23 protein-coding genes are annotated in these 19,432 nt (G+C 41.1%); 5 read left to right on the top strand and 18 right to left on the bottom strand.

Annotated features, from left to right (window positions below):
• Positions 1-4 precede the first annotated feature (4 nt).
• The 9 genes from C2869_RS14065 to C2869_RS14030 all read right to left on the bottom strand — a co-directional run bounded on the left by C2869_RS14065 (position 5) and on the right by C2869_RS14030 (position 7,609).
• Positions 5-265: a RebB family R body protein gene (locus C2869_RS14065; protein WP_108603541.1), complete on the bottom strand. Its 261-nt coding sequence runs from the start codon at positions 263-265 to the stop codon at positions 5-7.
• An 82-nt stretch (positions 266-347) separates the two neighbouring features.
• Entirely contained in the window at positions 348-653 is a 306-nt protein-coding gene (locus C2869_RS14060; protein ID WP_228710671.1) for a RebB family R body protein, read from the bottom strand.
• Positions 654-689: 36 nt separating this feature from the next.
• Complete coding sequence (locus C2869_RS14055; RefSeq protein ID WP_108603540.1) at positions 690-908, bottom strand: RebB family R body protein; 219 nt, start codon at positions 906-908, stop codon at positions 690-692.
• A gap of 600 nt (positions 909-1,508) precedes the next feature.
• Positions 1,509-2,999 (bottom strand): helix-turn-helix domain-containing protein, encoded by a 1,491-nt coding sequence (locus tag C2869_RS14050; protein WP_108603539.1) that lies wholly within the window; start codon positions 2,997-2,999, stop codon positions 1,509-1,511.
• A 286-nt stretch (positions 3,000-3,285) separates the two neighbouring features.
• Positions 3,286-3,423, bottom strand: coding sequence for a hypothetical protein (locus C2869_RS22500; RefSeq protein ID WP_159084178.1), 138 nt, complete (start codon positions 3,421-3,423; stop codon positions 3,286-3,288).
• Positions 3,424-3,532: 109 nt separating this feature from the next.
• Positions 3,533-4,645, bottom strand: a complete 1,113-nt coding sequence (asd, locus tag C2869_RS14045) for an aspartate-semialdehyde dehydrogenase (protein ID WP_108603538.1) — start codon at positions 4,643-4,645, stop codon at positions 3,533-3,535.
• 92 nt (positions 4,646-4,737) lie between these two features.
• On the bottom strand, positions 4,738-5,289 hold the full coding sequence (gene def, locus C2869_RS14040) for a peptide deformylase (RefSeq protein ID WP_108603537.1): 552 nt from the start codon (positions 5,287-5,289) through the stop codon (positions 4,738-4,740).
• A gap of 149 nt (positions 5,290-5,438) precedes the next feature.
• Positions 5,439-6,563 carry a PilT/PilU family type 4a pilus ATPase gene (locus C2869_RS14035; protein ID WP_108603536.1) on the bottom strand — a complete coding sequence of 375 codons (1,125 nt, stop codon included), beginning with the start codon at positions 6,561-6,563 and terminating at the stop codon, positions 5,439-5,441.
• Positions 6,564-6,565: 2 nt separating this feature from the next.
• A complete protein-coding gene (locus C2869_RS14030; RefSeq protein ID WP_108603535.1) occupies positions 6,566-7,609 on the bottom strand; it encodes a type IV pilus twitching motility protein PilT in 1,044 nt (347 codons plus the stop codon).
• Between the two features lie 110 nt (positions 7,610-7,719).
• Between C2869_RS14030 and C2869_RS14025 the strand changes: the two genes are divergently transcribed.
• The 4 genes from C2869_RS14025 (at position 7,720) to C2869_RS14010 (ending at position 10,595) form a co-directional block, all read left to right on the top strand.
• Complete coding sequence (locus C2869_RS14025) at positions 7,720-8,427, top strand: YggS family pyridoxal phosphate-dependent enzyme (RefSeq protein WP_108603534.1); 708 nt, start codon at positions 7,720-7,722, stop codon at positions 8,425-8,427.
• 19 nt (positions 8,428-8,446) lie between these two features.
• Positions 8,447-9,283 (top strand): pyrroline-5-carboxylate reductase, encoded by an 837-nt coding sequence (gene proC / locus C2869_RS14020; protein ID WP_108603533.1) that lies wholly within the window; start codon positions 8,447-8,449, stop codon positions 9,281-9,283.
• Positions 9,284-9,345: 62 nt separating this feature from the next.
• Positions 9,346-9,888 (top strand): YggT family protein, encoded by a 543-nt coding sequence (locus C2869_RS14015; protein ID WP_108603532.1) that lies wholly within the window; start codon positions 9,346-9,348, stop codon positions 9,886-9,888.
• Between the two features lie 344 nt (positions 9,889-10,232).
• Entirely contained in the window at positions 10,233-10,595 is a 363-nt protein-coding gene (locus C2869_RS14010) for a DUF4426 domain-containing protein (protein ID WP_228710670.1), read from the top strand.
• A 312-nt stretch (positions 10,596-10,907) separates the two neighbouring features.
• Here the strand turns inward: C2869_RS14010 and fdx are convergent, their stop codons facing one another.
• From fdx to trmJ, 9 genes are all read right to left on the bottom strand, one after another.
• Positions 10,908-11,246 carry an ISC system 2Fe-2S type ferredoxin gene (gene fdx / locus C2869_RS14005; RefSeq protein ID WP_108603531.1) on the bottom strand — a complete coding sequence of 113 codons (339 nt, stop codon included), beginning with the start codon at positions 11,244-11,246 and terminating at the stop codon, positions 10,908-10,910.
• 1 nt (position 11,247) lies between these two features.
• Entirely contained in the window at positions 11,248-13,122 is a 1,875-nt protein-coding gene (gene hscA, locus C2869_RS14000) for a Fe-S protein assembly chaperone HscA (RefSeq protein ID WP_108603530.1), read from the bottom strand.
• Between the two features lie 46 nt (positions 13,123-13,168).
• Positions 13,169-13,687, bottom strand: coding sequence for a co-chaperone HscB (gene hscB / locus C2869_RS13995; RefSeq protein WP_108603529.1), 519 nt, complete (start codon positions 13,685-13,687; stop codon positions 13,169-13,171).
• Positions 13,688-13,878: 191 nt separating this feature from the next.
• The gene (gene iscA, locus C2869_RS13990; protein ID WP_108603528.1) at positions 13,879-14,202 is read right to left on the bottom strand and encodes an iron-sulfur cluster assembly protein IscA; all 324 of its coding nucleotides are present in this window, start codon (positions 14,200-14,202) and stop codon (positions 13,879-13,881) included.
• A gap of 67 nt (positions 14,203-14,269) precedes the next feature.
• Positions 14,270-14,647 carry a Fe-S cluster assembly scaffold IscU gene (gene iscU, locus C2869_RS13985; RefSeq protein ID WP_108603527.1) on the bottom strand — a complete coding sequence of 126 codons (378 nt, stop codon included), beginning with the start codon at positions 14,645-14,647 and terminating at the stop codon, positions 14,270-14,272.
• A 110-nt stretch (positions 14,648-14,757) separates the two neighbouring features.
• The gene (locus C2869_RS13980) at positions 14,758-15,972 is read right to left on the bottom strand and encodes an IscS subfamily cysteine desulfurase (protein WP_108603526.1); all 1,215 of its coding nucleotides are present in this window, start codon (positions 15,970-15,972) and stop codon (positions 14,758-14,760) included.
• An 18-nt stretch (positions 15,973-15,990) separates the two neighbouring features.
• Positions 15,991-16,497, bottom strand: coding sequence for a Fe-S cluster assembly transcriptional regulator IscR (iscR, locus tag C2869_RS13975; RefSeq protein ID WP_108603525.1), 507 nt, complete (start codon positions 16,495-16,497; stop codon positions 15,991-15,993).
• A gap of 108 nt (positions 16,498-16,605) precedes the next feature.
• A complete protein-coding gene (cysE, locus tag C2869_RS13970) occupies positions 16,606-17,409 on the bottom strand; it encodes a serine O-acetyltransferase (protein ID WP_108603524.1) in 804 nt (267 codons plus the stop codon).
• 47 nt (positions 17,410-17,456) lie between these two features.
• Positions 17,457-18,182, bottom strand: coding sequence for a tRNA (cytosine(32)/uridine(32)-2'-O)-methyltransferase TrmJ (gene trmJ / locus C2869_RS13965; RefSeq protein ID WP_108603523.1), 726 nt, complete (start codon positions 18,180-18,182; stop codon positions 17,457-17,459).
• Between the two features lie 302 nt (positions 18,183-18,484).
• Here trmJ and suhB point away from each other — a divergent pair, with 302 nt between their 5' ends.
• Positions 18,485-19,288 carry an inositol-1-monophosphatase gene (gene suhB / locus C2869_RS13960; protein WP_108603522.1) on the top strand — a complete coding sequence of 268 codons (804 nt, stop codon included), beginning with the start codon at positions 18,485-18,487 and terminating at the stop codon, positions 19,286-19,288.
• Positions 19,289-19,432: the final 144 nt, after the last annotated feature.

The raw sequence follows: 19,432 nt of genomic DNA, 5'->3' as shown, positions 1-19,432 counted from the left end.
ACAATTAGCCTTTTTCGATGATTTCTTCTGCACCGCGACCGATTACCGAGCTACCAATAGCCATAAGTGAATTTACACCCTGAACCGTAGACGCTTGTAAGGTGATTTGCGCTTGCTGTTGAGCAGATGTTGCGTTGTGCGCAGAGGTACCTAATGCTTGGCTAGTTGACATCAATAGGTTGCCCATAGCCATTGCAGGCGTTTCGCCAACTACTTTAGTGTTTACTTGTGTAACTGAATCAGTCACTTGTTCATTTACTGGCATAATGATTTCCTTTTAATTTCTAAGTTTAAAAACACGACTCACCCAAAAATCAGGCTCCGCCGTATAATTTTCCGAACGCTAACTACTCAATAACCGACTCAGAACTACGGCCAAGAACCGCAGTACAAGTCGACATTAAAGAGTTAACGCCCTGAACCGTTGCTGTTTGTAAAACAATGCCCGCTTGCTGGGCTGTTTCACTCGCATTTAGTGCTGAAATACCTAACGCTTGGCTAGTAGAAACCTGTAGGTTTCCCAAACCGATTGCGGGTGTCTCCCCTACAACACTGGTATTAACCTGAGTGACTGAATCGGTCACTTGCTCATTGACTGGCATAACAATTCCTTTAACTAAGTTAAAAAGAGCCAAAACATTTGGCTCTGACATTCGGGCTGCAAAGTCGTCTAAATTGCTGGCCAGAATTTATTTGGCATAAGCCGCACCGACCGCTTGGAGCAATGCAGAACTAATCGCCGTATTGGTGTTAATGAGTAAATTTTGCTGCTGTTGTACCGCTGTCGCATTTAATGACGCATTGGCTAGTGCCTGTGCTGCAGTTTGAACCAGCATGGAACGCGCAATAGTTGGTGCATATTGCTCAACTAACTTATTACAGGTTTCTGCCGGACTTGAGCTGCTCATAGCGCTTACTCATCATTTTTCAGTGAGTTCATAGTAACGAGTGGTGGGTTTAAATTATCGGTTTAAAACACGAACAAATGCTTCTAATCTGGGGGGTTAATTAAACCGTTTTTGTAAATGACGTATTAACCAATAAAAGTAGAAAGGAAAGTAAATAATGAGAGTTAAAGGTTAGTGTTAAATATAGTCTTCTCGCTCAGGTCTTATGGTTCATTGTCAGCGCTTACTCGCCCCAATCACATAGTAGAGCATATGCTCATGGGGTCTCGAAGCTTGACGGCTTCCCCTAAAACCTGATCGCTTTGACTATATAAAGGTGAAAACTGAAGTAAAGCGGCATAAGGCCTTGCCGCCATTCCTCGCACTTCTGTCATTATGCTAAGTTCAGAAAATCGCTCAAACTCAATAATTATTAAAATATAAATAGGTAAACAGTGTCCGTATTAAGTTTGGCTATAGTCTTCTCGCTCAGGCTTTATGGTTCATTGTCAGCGCTTACTCACCCCAATCACATAATAGAGCATATGCTCATGGGGATTCGAAGCTTGACGGCTTCCCCTAAAACCTGATCGCTTTGACTATATTTAATCAAACACAGGATCACGACTTTTGTTTTTTCTTATATTCCCTAGGGGTAAGCTGAGTAAAACGTTTAAAGGTTTTTTCAAAATGGCTCAAATCACCAAATCCAACCTCAAGAGACACATCAGTAATACGCGCGTGAGGTGTTTGTTTAAATATGCGTTTGGCTTGCTCAATACGCATTTCAGCTAGGATCTGCTTAAAGCTGCGACTCAAAAACTGCTTAAATAAATAAGATAAATGTGATTCGCTCACATAAGCATGATTCGCTAAACAACCCAATGTTATCGACTCCTTAAAATGCAAAGCTAAAAACTCTAACGCTTTTTGTAACTTCACATGCACTGACTTAAACGATGATAAATCACCAGCAAGTAAATTATTAACCAAGTTAAGCTGCATGACGCTAGCTTGATTTTTTGCCGACGATTGTGCCTCAAACACTTCTGGCGCATATTTTTCTAGTTCATCTATACGCACAGGGTTGGTGTTACTTAAACTCAATAATCGCGCCATGACTCGTTCTAACTGCACGATATTTTCCGGCCAATTAAACTCAACCAAACGATTGACAACTTCATCAGATAAACACTGTTCGTCATACACTTTGTATTTTTCGACTAGATCGCGCACTATCTCAGGAATGTCAGCACGGCGTTCTCTTAACGGTGGTATTGATACGGTTAAAAAATTAAGTATTGAATACAAGCGCTTGGAAAAACGATTTTTGCTCACTTGGACATGCAACTCTTCTGCGCTTGAAGCAATCAAGCGTGTATTTTGCAGCATGTTTTTCATACCATAATGTGATTCAGGGGTATTGGAATTAGCAGATAACAATTCTACGAGTAGGTTTTGTTGAGAAAAACTAAGCTGATCAACATCACTTAGATAGATAGTGCCATTCGATGCGGCTTGTATTCCGCTCAGCAAGGTATCCCTAAATTCAGAAAAAGTGGCAACTGAACAATTAATTTCCAAAAACGGTTTGTGTTTAATATTGCTGTTGTAATGAATAGCGCTAGCTACGGCCAATTTTTCGCAACCGAACTCGCCTTCGACAATAACTGGGCAACTAGTGTTAGACGCTTTTTCAATAAAGCTTTCAATAGTTAACACTTGATCACTTTGACCCAGCAAACCAATATTCAACCCTAAATGCTGCTTAGTTAACGAGGTGGCTTGAAAACGTTTAATCAATAAAGCAATTTTTCGACTCACTTCAACTGGCACTTGAGCATTACTATCATTGGCAGGCTCAGTAAGATTTAATAACCCTATTTGCTTGCGATGATACAAAATAGGATAAGAACAAATAGATTGTGGGGGTTTTATACCGCCTCCACGAAACTCGGTAATTTCAGCATCCGCTGCCAAAGGGTTTTCCTGAATAAAGAGCTGCACTGAAGCATCCTTTAAATTCGCATTGTCCAAGGTTAATGCTAAACAGTCTTTAAGTTTTCTTACCTGCGACGTTTGGCCTATTTCATGCGGAATACTGTACTCCATTTTTAAACTCCAATTATTGTTTTGATTTGAGTGGGAGGATCAGTGGCGACAGACTAAACCCACTCATTATTGTTGTAATTCGAGAACAAATTTAATGTATCCACCGCTTGTCAAAATTGGTCAAAACCATGATAAATCTGGATTAAACTGCTAGATAAGGGGTTTTAAATGATTTTTCCCTTATTTTCGACGTAATTAGATACAAGCCTGTATCGGCCAGTTAATGAACATTGGCCAGTTGTTTTTCTGAATAATTGCTTAAATGTCATTTTGCTGTGGTAGGTAATCAGGGAATGGCATATTTAGCATGGTCACCATGAGTGAAGATATACAGTTGGTTGGTCGGCGAGAGTTGGCTTACAAGCCCTTGATTTTGGTAGTCTTGCTCTTTTTGGTTAGTTAGGTTTGCAGTCTCTGCAAGCATAAATGCTCGCCTACACGACGTTTTTTAGCTAGATAAGTTTGCTGGCTTACTTGCTAAAAAAAAGGCCAGCATTTAGCTGGCCTTTTTCAATTTAAAATTATGTCGAGACTTAGTCTTCTAACAAGATACGTAGCATACGACGTAGCGGCTCTGCGGCACCCCATAATAATTGGTCGCCAACTGAGAATGCTGATAGGTATTCACCACCCATCGCCAGCTTACGCAAACGGCCTACTGGCACGTCTAATGTACCGGTAACCACTGCTGGCGTTAACTGCTGCATTGTTGCTTCTTTTTCATTTGGTACAACTTTTACCCAGTCATTATGCTTAGCTAACATATCGTTGATTTCGTCCATCGGCACGTCTTGCTTAAGCTTAATGGTGAACGCTTGTGAGTGACAACGCATAGTACCAATACGTACACATAAACCTTCAACTGGGATAACAATGCCGTCGTTACCTAAAATCTTGTTGGTTTCAGCGCCGCCTTTCCATTCTTCACGGCTTTGGCCGTTACCCAGATCACTATCGATCCATGGAATTAAGCTACCCGCTAAAGGCACTTGGAAATTATCCGTTGGGAAACCTTCGCTGTTCATTGATGTGGTGATCTTACGATCAATATCTAAAATAGCACTGGCAGGATCGGCTAATTCACCAGCCACTGAATCACGTAAATACCCCATGCCTGAAATTAATTCACGCATGTGTTTTGCGCCGCCACCTGATGCTGCTTGATAGGTCATAGATGTCATCCAGTCGATTAGACCTTTGTCAAATAAGCCACCTAGAGCCATCATCATCAAACTAACAGTACAGTTACCACCAACAAAGTTTTTCACACCTTTGGTTAAACCGTCTTGAATAACGTTTTTATTTACTGGATCTAAAATAATTAACGCTTCATCATCCATACGCAAGGTACTTGCAGCATCGATCCAGTAACCATTCCAACCCGATTGGCGTAAAGCAGGGAAAACACTCTTAGTGTAGTCACCACCTTGGCAGGAAATAATGATGTCCATTTGCTTTAGTTCATCAATATTTTTAGCGTCTTGTAAAACGCCAGCATCTTTACCAAAGTTAGGTGCTGGTTTGCCTGTTTGTGACGTAGTAAAAAAGACTGGCTCGATTAAATCAAAGTCTTTCTCTTCGACCATGCGGTTCATCAATACTGAACCTACCATGCCACGCCAACCGACTAAACCCACTTTTTTCATTTGTGTTTTTCCTCAATTAAATGCTTGTTTAAAAATCGGCAGCAAATATAACACTGATGCCGCTATCAACCTAACGAAAACTGTCATCCTAGCTAATTTTCTGATGTTTTAGGGTGAGAATTCGCCATCTGCTGGACAAGCACAGACTCTGCAATAATATCCTGATTAGACTCAACTCGGTCTAACCAAGTTTTACCTAAAAGATGATCAAGCTCATGCTGAAATATTCTGGCTAAAAAACCTTGCCATGATTGACGATGAATCTGCCCTTTTAAGTCCTGATATTCAAATTCTATTTCCGTGTATCGAGGCACTAAACCTCGAACACCCGGTACACTCAAACAGCCTTCGTATTGTTTGTCAGTGATATTGTTGTGACTTAACAACTTAGGGTTAATCATAACGATAGGCTGCATATCAGGCGCATCTGGATAACGCGGGTTGGCTTTAGATGCAATAATCATAATCGCGCGCGGATCAAATACTTGAGGTGCGGCAATACCTATTCCATTCGCTTTTAGCATGGTAGTAAGCAATTGTTCGACAAATTGATTTAACCCATCGTCAAACATTTTCACCGGCTGTGCAGGTTGTTTTAGAATCGCTTGCCCAACTTGAGCAATGGGTAAGGCTTCAAGTGACATAGTTCCTCCCTTTTTATCACATGAAAAGACTGATGTTAAAATGGCTGACATTAAAATCACACTAAAATAATCAACGCAGTGGCATAAAAAATGGCGCCAAAGCGCCATTTTTCTTATTTTCTTAACGAGTTAACATCGTCAAGTCTTTGCTATTTAGGGCCGTCATCAAAATCAACCGTAACACCATCTAAGAAACCTGAACTTCGAGTTTCGTTAGTGCGCAATTTAATTTTAAGGCGTAAATCATTCGGCGAATCGGCGTGATGTAATGCATCTGAAAAGTTAATTTTACCTTGATTGTAAAGTTCAAATAAGGCGCCATCAAACGTTTGCATCCCCTGCTCTTTTGATTTGTCCATCACCTCTTTAATTGCGCCAATATCACCACGGGCGATCATATCTGAGATAAGTGGAGAATTGAGCATAATTTCGATTGCCGCAACCCGACCGTTACCGTCTTTTGTTGGCACTAATTGCTGAGCACAGATGGCGCGTAAATTCAGTGACAAATCAAACAACAGCTTTTCTTTCATATCTTTTGGTACTAAGTGCATGATACGATCGATAGCTTGGTTGGCGTTATTAGCATGCAGTGTCGCAACACACAAATGCCCTGTTTCCGCAAAGCTTAACGCATACTCCATAATTTCTTTAGAGCGAATTTCACCAATCATAATGACGTCTGGCGCCTGACGTAACGAGCTTTTCAGCGCGGCATCGAATGATTCTGTGTCTGTCCCCACTTCACGTTGGTTAACAATGCATTTTTCATGCTTGTGCACAAATTCAATCGGGTCTTCAATGGTTAAAATATGGCCTTTTGAATTACGATTACGATAGCCCATTAATGCCGCGAGTGCGGTTGATTTACCAGTACCTGTCGCACCCACGTACAAAAATAAACCACGCTTAGACATGATCACTTCTTTTAATACGTTAGGTAAACCTAATTTGTCCGCATCTGGGATCTCGGTATTAATACGGCGAATAACCATACCCACTTTTTCGCGCTGGACAAACGCACTACAACGAAAACGTCCAACACCGTCAATAGCCACCGCGTAGTTACACTCACTAGTGGTTAAAAACTCATCCTTTTGTTTATCCGTCATCGAGTCTAGTGCTAGCTCTCGAGCATGCTCTTCTACGACAACTTCTTCATCTAACGGGGTCATTTCGCCATTAATTTTGGCGCAAACTGGACGGCCAACAGCGATAAACAAGTCAGAGCCATTTTTATCGCACATGTCTTTTAAATAAGGAGCGAGTAACATGCTTACATGCCTCCAAACATTTGTTTATTAACCGCTTTTTGCATCGCGGCCTGGCGTGATACTTGACCAGAGTTAACCAAGTTCATTAAACATTGATCCATGGTCTGCATACCTTGCTGTATACCCGTTTGAATAGCAGAATACATTTGAGCGACTTTATCTTCACGGATCAAGTTACGAATAGCCGGAGTACCCACCATGATTTCGTGAGCGGCAACTCGGCCACCACCCGACTTTTTCAATAAGGTTTGGGAAATAACCGCTTGCAAGGATTCCGATAGCATTGAACGGACCATAGGTTTTTCTGCTGCAGGGAACACGTCAACGATACGGTCAACCGTTTTCGGCGCTGACGTAGTATGCAGGGTTCCAAAAACTAAGTGACCGGTTTCGGCAGCTGTCATAGCTAAGCGGATAGTTTCAAGGTCACGCATCTCACCCACTAGGATAACATCAGGATCTTCACGTAAAGCAGAACGTAATGCGTTATTAAACGACTTAGTATCGCGATGCACTTCCCTTTGGTTAATCAAACTCAATTTATTTTGATGAACAAATTCAATTGGGTCCTCAATGGTTAAAATATGGTGATGCTTAGACTCATTGATATAGTTAATCATGGCCGCCAAAGTGGTTGACTTACCCGAACCCGTTGGCCCTGTAACTAATACCAAACCGCGAGGTTTGTCGGCCAAATCACGGAAAATGTCGGGCGCGTTAAGGGTTTCTAAAGATAAAACTTCACTTGGGATGGTACGAAACACAGCGCCAGCGCCGCGGTTTTGTACAAAAGCATTAACCCTGAATCGAGCAAGATTAGGAACTTCAAACGAGAAATCGGATTCTAAGTTTTCTTCGTAATCTTTGCGCTGCTTATCATTCATAATGTCATAAATAAGCTGATTCACTTGTTTATGATCTAAGGCAGGTATGTTAATTTTGCGTACTTCACCATCAACACGGATCATGGGTGATACACCCGCTGATAAATGTAAATCAGATGCTTTATGTTCTACGCTAAAGGCCAGTAATTCTGTAATATCCATGCTAATTCACTCCACAATGAGTATAATTTCAGATTTAAGTTTAGCTTCTAAACGAAAATTTGCTTTTTTGCTTAAACTCTCGCCAAGTTGCTAATAATTAAAACAAATTTATGAATACAATAGCAGAAAGACTAGAAATCGCACGTACTAACCTCACAAAATACGCAAGCAATGCGCAAAGAAAAGCAGATGAAATTCAATTGCTTGCTGTGAGTAAAACCAAACCCATCGCTGATATTGAGCAAGCATATGCTGCAGGCCAGCGTTTATTTGGCGAAAATTATGTACAAGAAGGTATCGAAAAAATTCAGGCATTAAGTCAGTTAACTGACTTAGATTGGCATTTTATAGGGCCATTGCAATCCAATAAAACTAAGCCTGTGGCTGAACATTTCAACTGGGTGCAAAGTTTGGATCGCGAAAAAATCGCCAAACGTTTAAATGAGCAACGACCAAGCAACAAACCTAAACTTAATGTTTTGATCCAAGTGAATGTTGCCGCAGAAAACAGTAAATCAGGGGTGCTACCTGAGCAAGTTGCAGCACTCGCTAACTACATCAGTCAATTACCCAATCTGTGTTTACGTGGTTTGATGGCGATCCCGGTTAATACACAAGATGAAAATGAACAAAATCAACATTTTGCCGCGATGAAAAGCTTGTTTGAACAATTGAAAAATCAGTATTCGACCATAGATACCTTGTCAATGGGCATGAGCCAAGACAGTAAAACCGCAATTGCAAACGGCTCGACTATGGTGCGTATTGGTACGGCCATTTTCGGTGTTAGAGAAAGTAAGCCAACCCAACAAAATTAGTGAAAAGAACCAATAAATTATGAATATAAAAAACATTGCCTTTATCGGCGCGGGTAACATGAGCAAAAGTATCATTGGTGGGTTAGTTGAAAAAGGTTACCCAGCCAACAACATTACCGCGGCCAATCCGAGCCAAGGCAAACTGGATGCTTTACAAACTGCATTTAACATTAATATTACCCAAGATAATCTTAATGCGGTGACTAATGCCGATGTTGTGGTACTTGCAGTGAAACCGCAACTCATGAATGAGATGCTTCAGCGACTCACGCAAGACGCCAACCAAGCCAAGCTTGATTTAAGCAAAAAACTCTTTATCTCTATTGCGGCTGGACTGCCGGTTGCACGCTTAAATGAAATGTTAGGCGCCGAGCATCAAATTATCCGCACTATGCCTAATACCCCTTCGTTATTAGGTTTAGGTATGACAGGCTTATATGCACCACAAAATATCAGTGTTGAAGATAAAACCTTTGCTAACGATTTAATGGCTGCTGTTGGTCAAACCGCTTGGGTTGAAGATGAAGCCGGTATTGATAAAATTATCGCTGTTGCCGGTAGCGCGCCGGCTTATTTTTTCTTGTTTATGGAATCACTAGAACAAGAAGCCAAAGCTTTAGGGTTTTCTGATACTGACGCGCGCAATATTGTGCAACAGGTAGCTCTAGGCTCTGCGCAAATGGTTTGTCATAATCAAGAGGTAAGCTTAGCTGACTTACGTGCGCAAGTAACCTCAAAAGGTGGCACAACGGCAGAAGCCATTAAGGTATTTGAAGATCAAGGCTTGCGTGACATTTCCAAGCAAGCTATGCATGCTGCAATAAAACGCGCTGAAGAAATGGCAAAATTGTTTTAATCTATAAATCTTGACTAGTTAATATTGAACTAGAAAAAATAATTAAATTTAGGACTCGTCCAATGCAAGCGACAAACTTTTTAGTCGAATCTCTATTTGGTCTGTATTTAATGGCCGTTATTTTACGCTTTTGGATGCAAACGGTACGCGCCGATTTTTATAATCCGTTTTCACAATTCATCGTCAAAGTCACCAATCCACCGCTAATTCCGTTACGCCGTATCATTCCAGGGCTATGGGGATTAGATTTAGCCTCAATTGTGTTAATGGTATTAATAGCCGCCGCTAAAATATTTATCCTTTTCACCTTAAATGGTGGTGGAATGGTTAACCCAATGGAACTATTAATAGTGACATTAGTGGCGATTATTAAAGAAGGCTTGAATATTGTATTTTGGATTATCGTGATCCGCGCACTCATGAGTTGGGTCAGTCAGGGGCACTCACCTATTGATCAAGTGTTATATCAATTAACTGAACCTTTACTGCGCCCTGTACGTAAGATAATCCCGCCTATGGGTGGTTTTGACCTCTCCGTATTGGTAGTACTGCTGGGATTACAATTTGTGAGTTTGCTATTAATCGATATGTTTGGCCGTTTTTAACCATTAAAAAGAGAACGAATACCTCTTTAATTTTGATTAGTTGACGTTGTTCAGTGTAGGTCGAAATTTATTTTAACAATAGCAGCTGGGCTGCTACAGACTTGATTTCCAGCTGCGACATTGCCTAATACCTGCAACCTTTGTCGACAAAGATGCAGGAAATGCTGTTAAGCGCCTGGAATAATGCGATTAGTTTGGCTTTTCTTACCACCTCAGTGGTTTCAACCAATAGATAACATCATCAACATACGGACACTTGTTTTATCATGCCGCAAATGAAATTTTTTATTAAATGCTGTCTCTGTTTTAGTTTGTTTTTTTCTGGCTTTAGTTTTGCTGAGCAAATGAAAAAATTGGGCAAATACGATGTGCATTACATTGCTTTTCCTTCCACTTTTGTTCAGCCACAAACAGCGAAAGCACTCGGTTTAAAACGCCGCAACAATATGGCATTAGTCAATATTAGTGTTTTAGACAGCCAATCTAAAAAAGGCCAAAAAGTCACTGTAACTGGCTTTGCCAAAAACTTAATCGGCCATCATAAAGAGCTAACGTTTATCGAAGTTGATGAAGGAAATGCAATTTATTATATGGCGCAGGTTAAACACAGTAATGAAGAAACACTCAGGTTTACTATCTATGTCGATGATGGGGTTTCTAAGCAGGAATTAAAATTCCAAAACAAAATGTATGTGGATGGCAACTAGTATAGAAAAAAGCGTGGCACATTAATTTGATGACCACGCTTAATACACAGCATATATAGTCAAAGCGATCAGGTTTTAGGGGCAGCTACCGCGTCCTGCTAACGCCCCTTACCTGCATCCATGCAGGCAAGCTTCGAGACCCCATGAGCAAATGCTCTATTATGTGATTGGGGCCGCCTAAATGGATTTAGGTGTTAGGACGACGCAGGAGCCACAGGTTTCCTGTTCCAGACGAAACCTAAGTACTTACATCCATGTAAGCAAAGTCGAGAGTAAGCGCTGACAATGAACCATAAAAGCTGAGCGAGAAGACTAATGGTTTTCTGACACCATATTGATAGTATACATAGGAATTTCGACCACTAAGTCTTCATCGGCTATGATTGCCTGACAACCTAAACGCGATTCAGGTTCTAACCCCCAAGCCTTGTCTAACATATCGTCTTCAAGTTCATCGCTTTCTTCTAACGAGTCAAACCCTTCGCGAATAATGACATGACAAGTGGTACAAGCACACACTTTTTCACAAGCATGTTCGATATCAATATCATTTTTAAGCGCTACATCTAAAACGGACTGTCCTGATTCGCCTTCCAGCACAGCGCCGTCTGGGCATAGGTCTTTATGTGGTAAAAAGATAACCTGTGGCATTTTAAACCTCGTCTACTTTCTGCCCTGACAAGGCAGCACTAACTGATTTATCCATACGTAATGCAGCAAAGTCTTGGCTTAATGCATCTACGTGCTTAATTTGTTGTTTGATCTGCTCTTCAGTACCATTGTGATGACGTAGATCCATTAATTTAGCTAACGCATCTCGCAACTCATTTAGGCTTTCTGGGCTTAAAATGGCTTCGCCATCTTTGTCTAAGGCATTAGATAAAGATTCATGTAATCGATCCGCTTCAACTTGTTGTTCAACCAACATGCGCTGACGGATATCATCTTTTGCGTATTCCATAGATGACTTAAGCATCTGAGCAATTTGATTATCTGATAAGCCATAAGACGGCTTAACTTGAATACTGGACTGAATACCGGTTGATTTTTCCATCGCCGTCACGGATAACAAGCCATCCGCATCCACTTGGAAAGTAACCCGAATATGAGCAGCACCCGCAGCCATTGCAGGAATACCCCGTAATTCAAAGCGAGCCAATGAGCGACAATCAGCGACAAGTTCACGCTCACCTTGCACAACATGAATAGCCATCGCGGTTTGGCCGTCTTTAAACGTAGTGAACTCTTGAGCTTTAGCGACTGGGATAGTGGTATTGCGACTAATAATTTTTTCAGTTAAACCGCCCATGGTCTCTATGCCAAGCGATAACGGTATAACATCTAATAAAACCAAATCTGAATCGGGCTTATTACCAACAAGAATGTCGGCTTGAATACCAGCGCCTATAGCTACGACTTTATCAGGGTCAATACTGGTTAAAGGTTGTTGTTTAAAAAAGCTTTCTACTTTTTCACGAACCAAGGGAACACGGGTAGATCCGCCAACCATAACTACTTCAGCAATATCATCTTGTTTAATGCCAGCATCTTTTAACGAGCGACGACAAGCAACCAAGGTTTTATTAACTAAAGGCGTAATCAATTCATTAAACTGGCTAAAGCTAAGTTCAAGCGACTTTTTCTCGCCACCATCTAATGTAATGTTAATTTGAGTGACATCTGCCGATGATAACTGCTGCTTGGCAGCTTTAGCATGCTCTTTTAATACTCGAGATAAACGCGGTGATAATTGACCTGTAAGCTGCCATTGTTGTTTTAACCAAGCGACAATGGCTTCGTCAAAGTCGTCGCCACCTAAAGCTGAATCGCCACCCGTGGCCAATACTTCAAACACACCTCGAGTCAACTTAAGAATTGAAATGTCGAATGTGCCGCCACCTAAGTCATAAACCGCAATTGTCCCCTCTTGACCTGAATCAAGACCATAAGCAATCGCAGCCGCAGTGGGCTCGTTTAATAAACGCAGTACTTTTAATCCGGCAAGCGCAGCGGCATCTTTAGTACACTGGCGCTGTGCATCATCAAAATAAGCCGGTACAGTAATAACCGCACCTTGCAATTCATCGCCTAAGGTATTTTCAGCTCGCGTTTTTAATGCAGCTAAAATATCGGCTGAAACTTCAATCGGTGACTTAACACCAGCCGCTGTATTAATACTAACGAGACCGTCATCTTCACCACTAAACTGATAAGGCAAATCCGCGTATTTAGCTTTAACATCTGCAGCTGCACGGCCCATAAACCGTTTAATGGAAATTAACGTATTCTCAGGATCAGACTCGGCATTTGCCAAGGCAATTGCGCCGATCTGTTTTTCGTCGTTACTAATATAACGCACAACTGAAGGTAGGATATCTTGGCCATTAGCATCGGGCAGTGTCGAACATTCGCCACTTCTAACCGAAGAAACCAGTGAATTAGTCGTACCAAGATCAATACCGACGGCCCACTTATGTTGATGTGGTGCCGTACTTTGCCCTGGCTCAGATATTTGTAGTAATGCCATAAAAAATAATAGAAGTTAAGGCCAATTTGGCGTTACAAAATGCAAATTAGAATGCTAACTGTTCGTCTTCAAGACGTTCCAGTTCAGCCACAAGCTTGAACATAAATTTTAGCTTGCGTATGGTATTGGCAGCAGCTTCATTTTCGTTGCTTTCAATATAACCTGTAAGCTTTTGCTGAAAGCCAGCTATCTCAGATTCTAACTCTTGCTCAAATTCCACTACTGCATCGAAAGGCTCCGCGAGAGCCGCTATGTCTTCTAAACGCTCACGATATTCCATCTGTTGCATGAGAAAACTAGGGTCTTGTAATGTTTGAGTTTCGTGTTGAATATCTAAACCGCGCAATTTTAACAAATACTCAGCTCGTGATACAGGATGCTTAAGTGTTGTATACGCGTCGTTTATTTCAGCAGATTTTTGAACTACGGCTAACTTGTCTTGATCGTTTGCCGTAGCAAACTTGTCAGGATGATATTGCTTTTGTAATTCGCGATAGGTTTGTGTAATAGCGTCGACATCAACTGCAAAGGATTCAGCTATGTTAAACAGCTCGAAGTAATTCATTACTTAGTTTCCTTATAAAACAGCGATTTAGTCTTCTCGCTCAGGCCTTATGCTTCATTGTCTGCACTTACTCACCCCAATCACATAATAGAGCATATGCTCAAGGGGATTCGAAGTTTGACAGCTTCGCCTAAAACCTGATCGCTTTGACTATAGAAGGCGTAGCAGTATAATTAATATGCAGTGGTTGGCTAAACGTGAAAACTTTCTCCGCAGCCACACTCATCTTTAACATTAGGGTTATTAAACTTAAATCCTTCGTTTAATCCCTCTTTAGCAAAGTCAAGTTCAGTACCATCAATAAATGATAGTGATTTAGCATCAACAATGATTTTAACATTATATTGCTCAAACACTTCATCATCAGGATTCAGATCGTCAACAAACTCCAACACGTACGCCATACCTGAACAGCCTGAGGTTTTAACACCTAAACGAAGGCCAATTCCTGAACCACGGTTATCTAAAAAACTTTTAACTCGCGAGGCAGCGACTTCAGTGATGGTGACAGCCATTAACTTAACTTCTCCTGAAAATTTCGGATGGATATTTTAGCGGACAATTAAATTGCCCGCTAATGAATTAATTCTTTGCTTTATAATCTTCAATAGCGGCTTTAATTGCGTCTTCCGCTAAAATAGAGCAGTGAATTTTAACGGGTGGTAACGCAAGCTCTTCTGCAATATCAGTGTTTTTAATTTCAGATGCTTGTTCTAAGGTTTTACCCTTAACCCATTCTGTCACTAAAGAGCTAGAAGCAATAGCTGAACCACAACCGTAAGTTTTAAACTTAGCGTCTTCAATAACACCTTCGTCAGTCACTTTAAGTTGTAATTTCATTACGTCACCACAAGCTGGTGCGCCTACCATACCCGTTGCTACATTCGGATCGTTTTTGTCAAAAGAACCTACATTTCTTGGGTTCTCGTAATGGTCAATAACTTTGTCGCTATAAGCCATGATACATACCTCGCTGGGAAGAGCTGAAGAATCAGCTCGCAATCAACTATTATTAATTGATTGAAAATTAACTTTTAAAAACAATCCGTTGCCATTGCCTTAATTAAGGCTTAGTGGTGAACCCATTCAACACTTTTTAAATCTACGCCATCTTTAAACATGTCCCAAAGTGGCGACATTTCACGTAGTTTACCAATTGACTCATTAATCACTTTAACAGCGTAATCGACTTCTTCTTCAGTTGAAAAACGACCAAAGCTAAAACGAATTGAGCTATGTGCAAGTTCGTCATCTAAACCTAAAGCACGTAAAACATATGAAGGTTCTAAACTGGCTGATGTACAAGCAGAGCCACTAGAAACCGCCATGTCTTTCAACGCCATAATTAACGACTCGCCTTCAACAAAGTTGAAACTAATGTTTAGGTTACCCGCAACGCGTTGCTCTAAATCGCCATTAACGTAGACTTCTTCCATGTCTTTAACACCGTTCCATAAACGGTTACGCAAAGCTAATAAACGTGCGTTTTCTTCAGCCATTTCTTCTTTAGCAATACGGAAAGCTTCACCCATACCGACAATTTGGTGAGTTGGTAACGTGCCTGAACGCATACCACGCTCATGACCACCACCATGGGTTTGTGCTTCAAGACGAATACGTGGTTTACGACGCACGTATAAAGCACCAATACCTTTAGGACCATAAATTTTATGGGCTGAGAACGACATTAAATCAACTTTCAATGTTTGTAAGTCAATTTCAACTTTACCTGCTGATTGAGCTGCATCGACATGGAATACAATTTTACGCGAACGACATAACTCACCAATCGCTGCGATATCTTGAATAACACCAATTTCGTTATTAACGTGCATTACACTAATTAATACAGTGTCTTCACGGATAGCATTTTCTAACGCGTTTAAATCAACTAAGCCGTTTTGCTGAACATCCAAGTAAGTCACTTCAAAACCAACGCGCTCTAATTCACGACAAGTATCTAAAACGGCTTTGTGTTCAGTTTTAACGGTAATGATGTGCTTGCCTTTCTTCTTGTAGAAATTAGCTGCACCTTTGATGGCTAGGTTGTTAGATTCAGTTGCACCTGATGTCCAAACAATCTCACGCGGATCAGCATTGACTAATGCTGCTACATTTGAACGAGCAATATCTACCGCTTCTTCTGCTTGCCAACCAAAACGGTGTGAACGTGAAGCAGGATTACCAAACTGACCATCCATCGTCAGGAACTGCATCATTTTTTCTGCAACTCTTGGGTCCACTGGCGTCGTTGCCGAATAGTCGAAGTAAATTGGTAATTTCATTAATGTCTCCGTATGAGCCTAAACTCGAAAGTCTAAGTCGATTTCGTCAATCGAGGCTTTGCCTAACGCAAAGGCCGAATGTGTAGTTTTCTTACGATTTTGTCGCTCAGCAACTTCTTTGACTTCTTGCTTTGCGACTAATTCGTCAAGTGTAATTTCGTTTAAAAACGCTGCAATACGATCACTCAACTCAGTCCATAAACTGTGAGTTAAACAGCGAGCCCCACCCTGACAATCAGAATTGCCACTACAGCGGGTTGCGTCAACTGATTCGTCTACTGCAACAATAATTTTGCCAATTGATATATCATCAAGCTCGTAACCTAGGCGATAACCACCACCGGGCCCGCGCACGCTTGTTACTAGGCCTTGCTTACGCAACCGAGAAAACAATTGTTCAAGATAAGAAAGAGAAATTCCCTGACGCTCTGAGATATCAGCTAAAGGAACTGGGCCTTGCTTTGAATGCAATGCCACATCAAGCATTGCTGTTACGGCGTAACGGCCTTTTGAAGTAAGTCTCATGCAGATTCTCCGAGGGTTTAACTGTAATAAATTTTCACATAACCCAGTAAAACAGTCAAGTATAAAACCTAGTAAATTACTCAGGTATTATCCTCTTATACGCCTGTTTTAAATTTGCGGATCAAATCTTTCATGCTCTGTCTTACGTTCTTCTGCTGCATCTTGCTCAGCTTTAATAAACTCAGGGCTTTCTACTTTAATATCTGGTAATTTTTCATCGCACACGTCACCACCCATGCGATTAACCTCTGAACACAGTTCTGCTAATTTGCTATCCATCGAGTGAACATGGTCCAACAAATTACCAATAACTTTTGCAACAGGGTCTTGGCTATTAGCGCTAACACCGTAGGCATCAAAGCCTAACTTTTTGGCTATTGCTTCGCGCTTTTCATCTTTATCTTTGGCGACAATACGTGCTGGAATGCCGACCACAGTCGCGCCTTCAGGTACTTCTTTTACAACAACTGAATTTGAGCCTATTTTGGCATTATCACCCACTTTAAACGGGCCTAAAACTTTTGCGCCTGCACCAATTACCACGCCATTACCTAAAGTCGGATGACGCTTACCTTCATTCCAACTGGTTCCACCAAGCGTAACACCGTGGTAAATGGTGACATCATCACCAATGACAGCTGTTTCACCAATTACAATGCCCATGCCATGGTCAATGAAAAAACGGCGGCCAATTTGTGCACCAGGGTGGATCTCAACACCGGTCAATAATCGCGCTAAATTAGAAACTGTTCTCGCCAACCATTTAAAGTCTTTTTTATACAAATAATGACTAAGTCTATGCCACCAAATGGCATGCATACCGGGATAATTGGTCAGTACTTCGAAAAAATTACGTGCTGCTGGATCACGATGAAATACCGCATTAATATCTTCTTTTAAGCGTTCAAACATGGCTTATTCCTTACACTTTAGTGCGCACATGGCGAAATTTATTGCCATTAGTCTTTTTTGGCTACTTTATCGATTGAAGATAATATGCCACGCAGGATATTTAATTCTTGTGAATCAGGACGGATCCGATTGAACATGCGACGAAGTTTAGCCATCACCTGTCCAGGATGATTAGCGACAATAAAATGTGTTTTAGCTAAGGTATTCTCTAAATGTCCATAAAAGCGTTCTAAATCTTCAACCAATGGATACGCTTCTTCAGTATGTTGATGACCTTGTTCAACCGAGGCTAAATGAGCAACACGCACTTCGTAACATAATGTTTGTACTGCAGCAGCTAAGTTTAATGACGAGTAATCCGGATTAGCGGGAATAACCGCATGAAAATGCGCCTTTTGTAATTCATCATTAGAAAGGCCATTATTTTCTCGACCAAAAATAAGTGCAACTTTGCCAGTTTGCGCCTCATTAATCAGTTTTTCACCGGCTTCACGCGGTGAAACAACTGGCCAGCTTAATGTTCTTGAACGTGCACTGGTTGCTATTACCAAGTTACAATCATTAATCGCTTCATCTAAGCTGCTAACAATTTTGGCATTGCCCAATACATCAGTCGCACCAGCTGCCAAAGCTGAAGCTTTACTGTCAGGCTCTGAAACAGGATCAACTAAGTACAGCTCACTGAGTCCCATGGTTTTCATAGCACGAGCAGTTGAACCTATGTTACCTGTGTGTGAAGTATTAACTAAAATAACGCGAACATTATCTAACATGCTAAAACCTGTCCTGTCTATTTGCCTGTCTATCATTGAGAGAGGTGCTTATTGTTATAAATGGATAAATCCAAAATAATTACACTCAAAGTGTAAATCAGCACCGCTTCAAAAAAGGCGCATATTCTACAATAACCTAGCGTAACCACAAGTTATGTTTGTCATAATAAATTAATATGATCTAGCGAGTTAACACCTTTCACTGTATAATTCGCGCCGATTCATTTTGTGGTAAAGATTTTAGGCTAATTTGTCCGAAAAATTTATCACTAGTTCTTTTTACAATTAGGGTTAATAACACCATGCATCCAATGTTGACGATCGCCGTGCGTGCGGCTCGTAAAGCGGGTAATATAATCGCTCGTGGGTTTTCAGAGCTTGATCTAGTTAAAACTGCAACTAAATCAGAAAACGATTTTGTAACTAATATCGACCAAGAGGCTGAAAAGGCCATTATTGAGACAATTCGTCAATCTTATCCTGATCACTCATTTGTTGGTGAAGAAGGTGGATTGCAAACGGGTAAGCAATCCGATTACCAATGGGTTATTGATCCTTTAGATGGCACGACTAACTTTATTCGTGGCATTCCTCATTTTGCAGTATCAATTGCACTTCATGTTAAAGGTAAAGCCGAAGTTGCTGTTGTTTACGATCCAATCAAAGACGAACTATTTACCGCAGTAAAAGGTAAAGGCGCGCGTTTAGACGAATATCGTATTCGAGTTAAAGACAACAAAGATACTAAAGGCGCTATCTACGCAACAGGCTTTCCATTTAAAGCCCGTCAATATACTGAAGTTCACTTCAATATTTTATCTTCGCTATTTGAAACAGCAGCAGATTTCCGTCGCTGTGGCTCAGCAGCACTCGATTTAGCCTATGTTGCCGCAGGTCGTTATGACGGTTTTTGGGAACTTGGTTTAAGCCCATGGGATATCGCCGCTGGTGAACTTATTGTGCGTGAAGCAGGTGGCGTAGTCACTGATATTGCAGGTGGTCACAATTATTTGGCAACTGGTCATATTGTTGCAGGTAACCCTAAAGTGACAGGTGCAACTTTAAAAGTCATCCAACCTCACTTGCCAGCAAGCTTGAAAAAATAGCACTACATGGTTTAGGTCATTGATTGCCACTCGTGCTGAATAAGCGCTAATTGGCTGGCAATGGCCTACTCCTTTTAAACGACACCGTTAATAGACCAACTTTTCATTGTCTTCAGCTTTTATGCCTTACTGCCCTAGTCATAT

The organism is Saccharobesus litoralis (genome assembly GCF_003063625.1).
Lineage (GTDB): Bacteria > Pseudomonadota > Gammaproteobacteria > Enterobacterales > Alteromonadaceae > Saccharobesus > Saccharobesus litoralis.
The sequence above is the reverse complement of the archived record's forward strand: the minus strand, read 5'-3'. Positions and strand labels throughout refer to the sequence as shown.

Coding starts and splice junctions, on each gene's coding strand:
- C2869_RS14065 (WP_108603541.1), bottom strand. CDS start 265: ATGCCAGTAAATGAACAAGTGACTGATTCAGTTACACAAGTAAACACT.
- C2869_RS14060 (WP_228710671.1), bottom strand. CDS start 653: ATGTCAGAGCCAAATGTTTTGGCTCTTTTTAACTTAGTTAAAGGAATT.
- C2869_RS14055 (WP_108603540.1), bottom strand. CDS start 908: ATGAGCAGCTCAAGTCCGGCAGAAACCTGTAATAAGTTAGTTGAGCAA.
- C2869_RS14050 (WP_108603539.1), bottom strand. CDS start 2,999: ATGGAGTACAGTATTCCGCATGAAATAGGCCAAACGTCGCAGGTAAGA.
- C2869_RS22500 (WP_159084178.1), bottom strand. CDS start 3,423: ATGCTTGCAGAGACTGCAAACCTAACTAACCAAAAAGAGCAAGACTAC.
- asd (WP_108603538.1), bottom strand. CDS start 4,645: ATGAAAAAAGTGGGTTTAGTCGGTTGGCGTGGCATGGTAGGTTCAGTA.
- def (WP_108603537.1), bottom strand. CDS start 5,289: ATGTCACTTGAAGCCTTACCCATTGCTCAAGTTGGGCAAGCGATTCTA.
- C2869_RS14035 (WP_108603536.1), bottom strand. CDS start 6,563: ATGTTACTCGCTCCTTATTTAAAAGACATGTGCGATAAAAATGGCTCT.
- C2869_RS14030 (WP_108603535.1), bottom strand. CDS start 7,609: ATGGATATTACAGAATTACTGGCCTTTAGCGTAGAACATAAAGCATCT.
- C2869_RS14025 (WP_108603534.1), top strand. CDS start 7,720: ATGAATACAATAGCAGAAAGACTAGAAATCGCACGTACTAACCTCACA.
- proC (WP_108603533.1), top strand. CDS start 8,447: ATGAATATAAAAAACATTGCCTTTATCGGCGCGGGTAACATGAGCAAA.
- C2869_RS14015 (WP_108603532.1), top strand. CDS start 9,346: ATGCAAGCGACAAACTTTTTAGTCGAATCTCTATTTGGTCTGTATTTA.
- C2869_RS14010 (WP_228710670.1), top strand. CDS start 10,233: ATGAAAAAATTGGGCAAATACGATGTGCATTACATTGCTTTTCCTTCC.
- fdx (WP_108603531.1), bottom strand. CDS start 11,246: ATGCCACAGGTTATCTTTTTACCACATAAAGACCTATGCCCAGACGGC.
- hscA (WP_108603530.1), bottom strand. CDS start 13,122: ATGGCATTACTACAAATATCTGAGCCAGGGCAAAGTACGGCACCACAT.
- hscB (WP_108603529.1), bottom strand. CDS start 13,687: ATGAATTACTTCGAGCTGTTTAACATAGCTGAATCCTTTGCAGTTGAT.
- iscA (WP_108603528.1), bottom strand. CDS start 14,202: ATGGCTGTCACCATCACTGAAGTCGCTGCCTCGCGAGTTAAAAGTTTT.
- iscU (WP_108603527.1), bottom strand. CDS start 14,647: ATGGCTTATAGCGACAAAGTTATTGACCATTACGAGAACCCAAGAAAT.
- C2869_RS13980 (WP_108603526.1), bottom strand. CDS start 15,972: ATGAAATTACCAATTTACTTCGACTATTCGGCAACGACGCCAGTGGAC.
- iscR (WP_108603525.1), bottom strand. CDS start 16,497: ATGAGACTTACTTCAAAAGGCCGTTACGCCGTAACAGCAATGCTTGAT.
- cysE (WP_108603524.1), bottom strand. CDS start 17,409: ATGTTTGAACGCTTAAAAGAAGATATTAATGCGGTATTTCATCGTGAT.
- trmJ (WP_108603523.1), bottom strand. CDS start 18,182: ATGTTAGATAATGTTCGCGTTATTTTAGTTAATACTTCACACACAGGT.
- suhB (WP_108603522.1), top strand. CDS start 18,485: ATGCATCCAATGTTGACGATCGCCGTGCGTGCGGCTCGTAAAGCGGGT.